This window comes from Nitratireductor sp. ZSWI3, assembly GCF_024655565.1.
Taxonomy (GTDB): Bacteria; Pseudomonadota; Alphaproteobacteria; order Rhizobiales; family Rhizobiaceae; genus Nitratireductor.
Genome location: NZ_JANKOF010000156.1, coordinates 1 through 6,398 on the forward strand (window position 1 = coordinate 1; position 6,398 = coordinate 6,398).

General features: G+C 68.7%; 7 protein-coding genes and 2 riboswitches. Of the genes, 4 read left to right on the plus strand and 3 right to left on the minus strand.

What is annotated here, in order from left to right; translation table 11 throughout:
* The 3 genes from NUU27_RS24560 to NUU27_RS24570 all read right to left on the minus strand — a co-directional run.
* Positions 1-2,128, minus strand: a 2,128-nt coding sequence (locus NUU27_RS24560; protein ID WP_257764928.1) for a cobaltochelatase subunit CobN, incomplete at its 3' end; no start/stop codon positions are given.
* 4 nt (positions 2,129-2,132) lie between these two features.
* Positions 2,133-3,170: a cobalamin biosynthesis protein CobW gene (gene cobW / locus NUU27_RS24565; protein ID WP_257764929.1), complete on the minus strand. Its 1,038-nt coding sequence runs from the start codon at positions 3,168-3,170 to the stop codon at positions 2,133-2,135.
* The gene (locus NUU27_RS24570) at positions 3,167-3,625 is read right to left on the minus strand and encodes a DUF1636 family protein (protein WP_257764930.1); all 459 of its coding nucleotides are present in this window, start codon (positions 3,623-3,625) and stop codon (positions 3,167-3,169) included. The genes cobW and NUU27_RS24570 overlap by 4 nt, the downstream gene beginning before the upstream one ends.
* Positions 3,626-3,663: 38 nt before the next feature.
* Positions 3,664-3,871: riboswitch (cobalamin riboswitch) on the minus strand.
* 62 nt (positions 3,872-3,933) lie between these two features.
* Positions 3,934-4,133, plus strand: a riboswitch (cobalamin riboswitch).
* Between the two features lie 33 nt (positions 4,134-4,166).
* Here NUU27_RS24570 and NUU27_RS24575 point away from each other — a divergent pair.
* From NUU27_RS24575 to cobO, 4 genes are read left to right on the plus strand one after another with little or no spacing between them, the layout of a single operon-like run.
* On the plus strand, positions 4,167-4,346 hold the full coding sequence (locus tag NUU27_RS24575) for a CbtB-domain containing protein (protein ID WP_257764931.1): 180 nt from the start codon (positions 4,167-4,169) through the stop codon (positions 4,344-4,346).
* A gap of 15 nt (positions 4,347-4,361) precedes the next feature.
* Positions 4,362-5,090 carry a CbtA family protein gene (locus NUU27_RS24580; protein WP_257764932.1) on the plus strand — a complete coding sequence of 243 codons (729 nt, stop codon included), beginning with the start codon at positions 4,362-4,364 and terminating at the stop codon, positions 5,088-5,090.
* The gene (cobU, locus tag NUU27_RS24585; protein WP_257764933.1) at positions 5,083-5,598 is read left to right on the plus strand and encodes a bifunctional adenosylcobinamide kinase/adenosylcobinamide-phosphate guanylyltransferase; all 516 of its coding nucleotides are present in this window, start codon (positions 5,083-5,085) and stop codon (positions 5,596-5,598) included. Before NUU27_RS24580 ends, cobU begins: the two co-directional genes overlap by 8 nt.
* Positions 5,599-6,213 (plus strand): cob(I)yrinic acid a,c-diamide adenosyltransferase, encoded by a 615-nt coding sequence (gene cobO / locus NUU27_RS24590; RefSeq protein WP_257764934.1) that lies wholly within the window; start codon positions 5,599-5,601, stop codon positions 6,211-6,213.
* The last annotated feature ends 185 nt before the right edge of the window (positions 6,214-6,398 follow it).

The following is a 6,398-nucleotide window of genomic DNA, read 5'->3' on the forward strand; positions in this document are numbered from 1 at the left end:
CGTCGAGCGCGGCGAGCAGCGCGGCGCGCTCGGCCGCCGCACAGGCCGTGCGCTCGGGTGTCGCCCCGGCCGCCGATGCACGTCCATAGACATGCAGCCCGTCCTTGATGGCGAAATCCTTGAGATCGCAGAGCCAGGCGTCGATCCGCACCAGCGCCGCGTCCGTGTCTTTCGTGTCGTCGACGCCGGCCTCGCGGCTGAGACCGGAGCGTTCCGCCGTCTCGACGATCAGCCTTGCCAGCCGGTCGCGCCGGCGCCGGTCGAGCCCGTCGGCCAAAGCGTATTCATCGACCAGCCGTTCGAGCTCGCGCTGGCCGTCCGAAAGCCCCGCGCCGACGAGCGGCGGCGTCAGATGGCCGAGCGTCACGGCGCCGATGCGCCGCTTGGCCTGGGCGGCCTCGCCGGGGTTGCTGACGATGAAGGGGTAGATGACCGGCAGGGCGCCGGCGACGATTTCGGGAAAGCAGTCCTGCGTCAGCGCCACCGCCTTGCCGGGCAGCCATTCGAGCGTGCCGTGCGCGCCGACATGGATCAGCACGTCGGCGCCGAGCGCCTGCCGCATCCACAGGCCGAAGGCCACCAGCGCGTGGCGCGGCGCAAGGGCGGGGTCGTGATAATCGACACGCCGGTCGGCAGCCCGGCCCCGGTCGGGCGCCAGCGCCACCGTCACATGGCCGAACCGTGCGGCGCGGAAACGGAAGTGGCCGTCCTGCGCATCGTCGGCCGCCGGCCCCCAGGTGCGCTCCAACGCATCCCGGACCTCGCCGGGAAAATCCGCGAACGCTTCGAGGTAGTCGGGCAACGCCAGCCCCTCGGAGGGCGTGTTGAGCATCCGCAGGAGGTCGCGCGCTTCCGCCGGAACATCGTCCACCTGGTAGCCGGCTTCCTTGAGATCGTGGAGCATGGCGAGCACGCTGGCCGGCACATCGAGGCCGACGGCATAGCCGGTGCGCCCCGGCGCGCCCGGATAGTCGGGCATGAGGAGCACGAGGCGCCGCTCGGAGCGCGGTTTGCGCTGGAGCGTCAGGAAGGCGGCGATGCGCGCGGCGACCTGGCGGATGCGGCCTTCCTCCGGGCGGTTGCGCTGGATGCCGAAGGACAGACCCTGCTCGAGCGCCGCGTCCTCCTTGAAGGAAATGGCGCCGGCCATGATGCGCCCGTCGAGCTCGGGCAGCACCACATGCATGGCGAGGTCGGCAGGGGCGAGGCCCCGTTGGCCTTCCTGCCAGGCCCTTCGCCGCGTCGTCGCCGTCACCACCTGGAAGACGGGAACGCCGAGCGTATCGAAAAGGGTCTTCTCGCCGGGTTCCGCGCCGCTCGAAAATGCGGTGGCGGTGATCAGCGCCGCGGGCTGCAACAGCTCGGCCGCCGCCCTCACCAGGCCGGCCGAGACCTCCTCGCGCAGGCTGGACACGAAGATCGGGACGGCGCGGATGCCATGCTCGCCGAGCGCCGCGCACAGCGCGTCGATCGGGGCGACGTCGTCGGCGAGCAGCATCGACCGGTAGAACAGGATCGGCACCGCGGGGCGGGCCTCGCCCTGTTCCGGCATGAAGAAATCCCGCGTCACCACACCATGGCCGGGCGCATAATACCCTGCTCTGGCGAGGGTTTTCGGCTCCGCCGCCTCGCCAGCGCGGCCGGCGAGCCGCGCCAGGCGCCGCAGGAGGATGCGCATGTTCTCCGCGCCGCCCTCGCGGAAACAGGCGAGCAGCGACCGCCGCTCGGCTTCCGCCACGGTCGAGCGCTCGGCAAGCCGCGCATCGTCGGCCTGGCCTTCGCCCGGCAGCAGCGCCAGCGCGATTTTCCTCTCGCGCGCCAGCGCGGCGAGCCGGTCGCAGCCATAGGACCACCACTCGTAGCCGCCCAGGACGCGCACCACAATGACGCGGGCGTGGGCCGCCGTGCCGTCGATCCATAAGTCGACGGACATCGGATGGCGCAGATCGCGCAGGGCGGCGAGCCGCAGGGAAGGCAGCGCGGCGCGCTCCGCCTGCCATGCGGCGGCCAACCCCGCCAGATCGCTGTCGGTGAAGGACAACGCCACCATCTCCGCGGGCTGCAGACGCAGATCGACGGGCTCGACCAGGTCGTCCAGCGAAGCAGTGGTGGTGGCGAGGATGTGCATCGCGTCAGGCCGAAAGCAGCGTCTCGATGCGCGGCCGGTCGATGCCTTTCAGGCCGATCACCACGAGGCGGGTCTGCGCCGGCTCGCCGGGCTTCCACGGACGGTCGTAATGGTGCGAGACACGCGGGCCGACCGCCTGTACCTGCAGGCGCATCGGCTTGCCCTTCACATGCACGAACCCCTTCAGCCGCAGCACCTGGCCGGTCTCGACGGCGGCCGCCACGCGGCGCTCGATGTCGCCGGGATGCAGCACCGGCGGCAGATCGACGACGAAGGTGTCGAAATCGTCATGCTCGTGATCGTCGAGGCCGTCGTGATGGGTCCTGCGGTTTTCGATGTCGTCCTCGACGGCAAGGCCGAGGCCCAGCAAGAGGGCGGGATCCACCTTCCCGTGGGCGCTCGGCACGATGGCGACATTGCGCGCCAGATGGGCCTCGACGCGGGCGCGGGCACGCTCGGCGGCGGAGGCGTCGAGCAGATCGCCCTTCGACAGGATGATGAGATCGGCGCAGGCCACCTGGTCGTCGAAGACCTCTTCGACCGGATCGTCGTGATCGAGCGTTTCGTCGGCGGCGCGCTGCGCCTCGAGGGCATCCATGTCGGCGGCCACCCGGCCTTCGGCGAGGGCCGGCCCGTCGACCACGGCGACCACCCCGTCGACCGTGACGCGATTGCGGATCGCCGGCCACTGGAAGGCCTGCACCAGCGGCTTGGGCAGGGCCAGGCCGGAGGTCTCGATGAGGATGTGATCGACCTTCGGGCGGCGCGCCAGGATCTGGTCCAGCGCCGGCACGAAATCGTCGGCGACGGTGCAGCAGATGCAGCCATTGGCCAGTTCGAGGACGTTTTCCTCCGGGCAGTTCTCGATACCGCAGCTTTTCAGGATCTCACCATCGATGCCGGCATCGCCGAACTCGTTGACGATGATGGCCAGCCGCTTGCCGTTGGTGCGCTCGAGCAGATTGCGGATAAGCGTGGTCTTGCCGGCACCCAGAAAGCCGGTGACGACGGTGCAGGGGACGCGATCGAGGGAGGCGGTCATGGCAGATCCTTGAGATTGTCGAATGTGGGAATGCGGGCGATGAGGCCGCGCTTGAGTTTTTCCGGGCGGGCCCGGAAAGGCATGAAGCCATCCGTGGAGCCGGCAAAGAGCTCAGCCCCGGCGACGAGATCGGCGCCGCTGTCGACAGCGAGCTCGCCGAAGACATAGCTCCAGGCGCCGGGTTTCAGGATGGCGGCGGAGAGGCCCCGCTTGCAGTTGCCCAGGCAGGCAACGTGCTTGACGTTTATGCCGCTTTCGCGTGCCGCGCGCGCCGTATCGGCGGCCAGCAGCGAACCCGGACGCGGTAAGACATCCGTCTCGCCCGGACGGCGGCACGAACTACAGACGATGACGGTCACGCCATCCTCGGCATCGGGCCGGTCGCCGGATTCTCCACTATCGGGTTTTCCACAATCGGTGGGGGGATCGCGCACAACGGCGCTGTTGATGGTCACAACCAGTGCTCCTTGCCCGGGACACCCGCCAGGCGGTCAGGATTTCAGTCTTCGACGGCAGGTTTCCTGGCTCGCGGGTCGGTGCTTTTTCCTGCCTTCCCAAAGCCGAAGCTCCAGTGGCGTTGCCGGAAAAAACTCTCCGCTTACAGTTGCGGGGACAGCTGCGGCATTGGGCGCAAGGCCCGCACCGCATTCCCTCTTAGCTTCCTCCGTTGCGGGAGGAAGACCGTCAATGGACGCATTTACGGCCGGTCGAAGCCTCCTGTCAATGAGGAGAACAAACCGTTTGCGGCGCGCCGCGTTTTGGGTATGCTCCGTACGTCGTCGGTTCCGCGCAAGCGAACCAAAGGGAATGCGGTGCGGTGCGAAAGCGCCAATGCCGCGGCTGCCCCCGCAACTGTAAGCGGAGAGCTTTTTCCGGCAACGCCACTGGAGCTTCGGCTTTGGGAAGGCAGGAAAAAGCACCGACCCGCGAGCCAGGAAACCTGCCGGCGACACAAACAGACACCGTAACCCTCGGGTGGAGGGGAAAGGATCAGCAATGACTTCTGCTTCTACCACGCACGGCGTGGCCGTTTCCGCGCAATCGCGCATGCTGCAGCTCGCCTTGGCGGGTCTGCTCGGGCTGTTCATCATCGGCTTCGTGGGCTTCTCCCACATGGAGGTGGTGCACAATGCCGGGCACGACTACCGGCACTCGATGGCATTTCCCTGCCACTGACCGGAGCGCACCATCATGAACATCTTTCGCAACGCCGTGTTCGCCGCGGCGCTGGCCGGCATTCTGGCCGGCTTCGTCATGACCGCGCTGCAGGCCACCTTCACGGTGCCGCTGATCCTGCAGGCCGAGACCTTCGAAGGGGCCGCGGCCAGCCATGACCACGCGGCGGCCGAGCAAGTCGCCCCTGGCCACAGCCATGGCGAAGAAGCCTGGGCACCGGCCGACGGCTTCGAGCGCCTTGCCTTCACCGCACTCGCCAACGTCGTCACCGGCATCGGTTTCGCGCTGCTCTTGATCATGGCCTCCGAACTCGCCGGCGGCATCGCCGGCTGGCGCCAGGGCCTCATCTGGGGGCTTGCGGGCTTTGCCGCCTTCACGCTGGCGCCCGGCCTTGGTCTGCCGCCGGAACTGCCGGCCATGCCGGCCGCCGATCTCCTGGCACGGCAGGTCTGGTGGGTCGGCACGGTCGGCGCCACCGCCGCCGGCCTTGCCCTGATCGCCTTCCGTTCGCAGGCGGTGTGGGCGCTGCTCGGCGTCGTCCTGCTCGTCGCCCCGCACATCGTCGGCGCGCCACAGCCGGTCAGCCACGAGACGCCGGTGCCAGCCGAACTGCACCACCGCTTCGTGGTCGCGGTGACGGTCACCAACCTGGTGTTCTGGCTCGTTCTCGGTGCGGCCGCGGCGCTGGCGCGCACGCGCTTCGCGACGGGCCTGTCTGCGAAACCGCAGCGCCGCCTTGCCTGACAGCGGCCGCCTGACGCTGGTGCTCGGCGGCGCACGCTCCGGCAAGAGCACATATGCGGAAAATCTCGTCGCCCGGCACCCCGGGCCGTGGCGCTATATCGCCACGGCCCAGGCCTTCGACGAGGAGATGCATATGCGCATCGGCGCACATCGGGCCCGACGCAGCGAGCAATGGCGGACCGCGGAAGCGCCTGTCGATCTCGAACAGGCCCTCGACGCGGTGCCTGCCGGACAGGCGCTGCTGCTCGACTGCCTGACCCTGTGGCTGAGCAATGTGATGCTCGCCGGGCGTCCGGTGGAGACGGAGTGCGACCGCCTGGCGGCGAAGCTCGGCGCGCCGCGCGGGCCGTGGGTCGTCGTCTCCAACGAAGTCGGCTTCGGCATCGTGCCGGACAATGCCCTGGCGCGCCGCTTCCGGGATGCGGCGGGGCGTCTCAACCAGCAAATCGCGGCGGCGGCCGACGAGGTCGTCCTCATGGTCGCCGGTCTGCCCATGAAGGTGAAGTGAATGCGTAAGATCAGCGACGAGGAAGCCCTCAGGCACAAGGCCAAGATGGCGAAGCGCAAGGCGGTGCAGGATGCGGAGGTCGACGCCAAGACCTTCGAGAAGGGGTTGCTGATCGTCAACACCGGGCCCGGCAAGGGCAAGACGACGGCGGCCTTCGGGCTTGCCCTGCGCATGCTCGGCCATGGCCGCCGCGTCGGCGTCGTGCAGTTCATCAAGGGCGCCTGGCAGAGTGGCGAAAAGGACGCCTTCGCAGCCTTCGGCGACCGCGTGGCGTGGCACACGATGGGCGAGGGCTTCACCTGGGAGACGCAGGATCTCGAACGCGACATCGCCGCGGCGGAGCGGGCCTGGGCGAAAGCGGAAGACCTGATGGCGGATCCGACGATCGCCCTGCTCGTGCTCGACGAACTGAACATCGCGCTGCGCTACGACTATCTCGACCTCGCCCGCGTGGTGGCAAGCCTTCAGGCCAGGCGCGCCGACCTGCATGTGATCGTCACCGGACGCAACGCCAAGCCGGCCCTGATCGAGGCGGCGGATCTCGTCACCGAGATGGGCCAGGTGAAGCACCATTTCGCCGCCGGCGTCAAAGCGCAGAAGGGCGTCGAGTTTTAGGGCGGGATGCGCATGTATCGGAGGCCGTCACCCCCCCTTTTGGCCTGCCGGCCATCTCCCCCTCAAGGCAGGGCAATCGCATATGGCAGTGCGGTACCCCCACCCTCGATCCCTCCCCTCAAGGGGGAGGGGGATGATGGAGCGCACCACCTTTCTTCCCTCCCCCTTGAGGGGAGGGATCGAGG

What these genes read in the sequence shown, in the direction of transcription:
- cobW (WP_257764929.1), bottom strand. Translation starts at nt 3,170, where the DNA reads ATGACCGCCTCCCTCGATCGCGTCCCCTGCACCGTCGTCACCGGCTTT.
- NUU27_RS24575 (WP_257764931.1), top strand. Translation starts at nt 4,167, where the DNA reads ATGACTTCTGCTTCTACCACGCACGGCGTGGCCGTTTCCGCGCAATCG.
- NUU27_RS24580 (WP_257764932.1), top strand. Translation starts at nt 4,362, where the DNA reads ATGAACATCTTTCGCAACGCCGTGTTCGCCGCGGCGCTGGCCGGCATT.
- cobO (WP_257764934.1), top strand. Translation starts at nt 5,599, where the DNA reads ATGCGTAAGATCAGCGACGAGGAAGCCCTCAGGCACAAGGCCAAGATG.